The sequence below is a fragment of the Methyloceanibacter sp. genome (assembly GCF_051306395.1).
Taxonomy (GTDB): domain Bacteria; phylum Pseudomonadota; class Alphaproteobacteria; order Rhizobiales; family Methyloligellaceae; genus Methyloceanibacter.
The window spans coordinates 1-2090 of sequence record NZ_JBPPND010000015.1 but is presented as its reverse complement, the minus strand read 5'-3'; the positions used below and the strand labels follow the sequence as shown (position 1 = coordinate 2090).

Here is a 2090-nt window from a genome sequence, read left to right as displayed (position 1 = left end):
TCGGCAAGGAGAGGCGGTGCGCCGTACTCTTGGGTCGTGTCGGTGCGCAGGTCGATATTCGCGGTGCGCAGCGCATAGGCCACGATCAGCAGCCAGCTCTTGTCGAGCGGGCCGCCGGCGACGCCGAGCGTCTTGCCCTTCAGGTCGGCCAGGGTCTTGATGGGCGAATCCGGGGAAACCATGATGGCGCCGAGCGCCGTGGAGAAGGGTGCGAAGGTAAAGTCCGCGCCGCTGTTCCGCTCGCGCGAGACCCAGAGCCAGTCCGTGGCGACGACGTCCATCGAGCCGCTTTGCAAGCCCACGGTCGTCGCCTGGGTGCTGGCCAGCGGTGTGACGTCGAGCTTAATGCCTTCCGCCTTGTCGAGCCCGTTGGCCTCGATGGTATCGAGAACCCAGCTTACGGTGCCGAACTTCAGGACACCGACCTCGATGGTGGTCAGATCCTCCGCATGTGCAGCGGTGCTGCTCGCCAGAGCAAGGATCAAAAAGGCTACCAGACGTGACCGCAACGGGGCTCCTCCACGTTCATTCTTGGTTCCAGGTTCTTTGGGACGAGCCAGGCGTAGCGCACCCGAAGCTCCTGTCGCTGACGGGCAGGCGCGGCCATGGCCCTTAGGCAAGGCCTGGAAGCGTTATGGCGCGTAGTCGGCGAGAGTGGCGGGGCATAATCTAACCGATGGATCGCGCTTAGCAAGTTTCCAATCCCACCCTGCCAGCACTCTGGCGGCGTTCCTGGAAAAAGCCCATGGCCCCGGATCCGCATCAGCCTGCCGCCTTTAGCCGATAGCCGTGGCCGCGCACCGTTTCGATCAGAGGGTCGCGTCCCTTGGTGTCGATCTTGCGCCGAAGCCGGGCGATATAAACGTCGACCACGTTGGTCAGGGGATCCTCGCTATAGCCCCAGACCTGGTTGAGGATGCGGGTGCGCGAGAAGACGCGCCCGGGCGCGCCCATCAGAAGCTCGATGATGGCCAGCTCCTTCGCGGTGAGCTTGATGGCCTCGCCGCCACGCTTGACCTCCAGCAACTCGCGGTCCAGCTCGAGATCCGAAACCTTCAGAACGTTCGAGCTTTGCGCGAAGTTGTGCGAGCGGCGGAACAGGGCCTCGATGCGTACCAAGAGCTCATCGAAATCGAAAGGCTTGGTGAGATAGTCGTCGGCGCCGATCTTGATGCCTTTGATCTTGTCCTCGAGCGCATCCATGGCCGTCAGCATCAGGATTGGCGTGTGCTGGCCCTCCTGGCGCAGGCGCTGGCAGACATCGTAGCCGTGCATATCGGGCAGCATGAGATCGAGAATGATCACGTCGAACTCGCCGGTCTTGGCGAGCTCGACACCCTCGCCGCCGGTGGGGGCCACGGTCACCCCATGGTTCTCCGCCCGAAGGCCGCGGTCGATGAAATCGGCGACGCGCGTTTCGTCTTCGACCAAAAGCACGTTCACGCCTGTCCCCCCTCGGTATCCGCCGGCAAGGTGACCACGACGGTCGTTCCTTCGCCCTCCTTGCTCTCCATCTCAATCCTTCCCTTGTGGGCCTCCACGATGGCCTTGGCGAGGGGGAGGCCAAGACCGAGCCCTTCCTCGTTCATCTCCGCGGCGTTGCCGCCGCGGCGGAAGCGTTCGAAAATCCCCTCGAGTTCGTCCGGCGCGATGCCAACTCCGGAATCCGAAACTTGCACCGTCACCTTGCCATTCGACCGTCCGACCTCGACCTCGATCACTCCCTTGGAGTTGGAGTAGCGAACGGCATTATCAAGTAGGACGAGAAAGAGCTGCCGCAGGCGCGCGGGGTCGCCGTGGACCATCTCGTGGCTGGAGCCGTTGGCGAGGGTGATGCCGACGGCCTTGCTGTGAGCGATGACTTTCGCGTCGCCGCAGACCTTTTCGACCAAATCCGTCAAATCCAGAGACTGAAGCTTAAGCTTGGCGGCGCCGGCGCCTTGGCGGGCAATGAACAAGAGGTCGTTGACCAACACGGAGAGATGCTTTGCCTGCTCGACGATGCGTTCGATGGAGTGCTTGTACTCGGCGATGCGCTTGTTCTTGCCGCGCAAGGAAATCTCGCCTTCGCCGCGGATGACGGTAAGCGG

At 62.9% G+C, this 2090-nt stretch carries 3 protein-coding genes; all 3 read right to left on the bottom strand.

All coding sequences use genetic code 11. The features are described from left to right. Nucleotides 1–509: ABC transporter substrate-binding protein (locus ACSLE4_RS01025; protein WP_435902632.1), on the bottom strand; the 509-nt coding region annotated here is incomplete at its 3' end. Nucleotides 510–762: 253 nt separating this feature from the next. Beyond that, entirely contained in the window at nucleotides 763–1443 is a 681-nt protein-coding gene (locus ACSLE4_RS01020) for a response regulator transcription factor (protein ID WP_435902631.1), read from the bottom strand. Continuing rightward, nucleotides 1440–2090: sensor histidine kinase (locus ACSLE4_RS01015; protein WP_435902630.1), on the bottom strand; the 651-nt coding region annotated here is incomplete at its 5' end. The genes ACSLE4_RS01020 and ACSLE4_RS01015, both read right to left, overlap by 4 nt.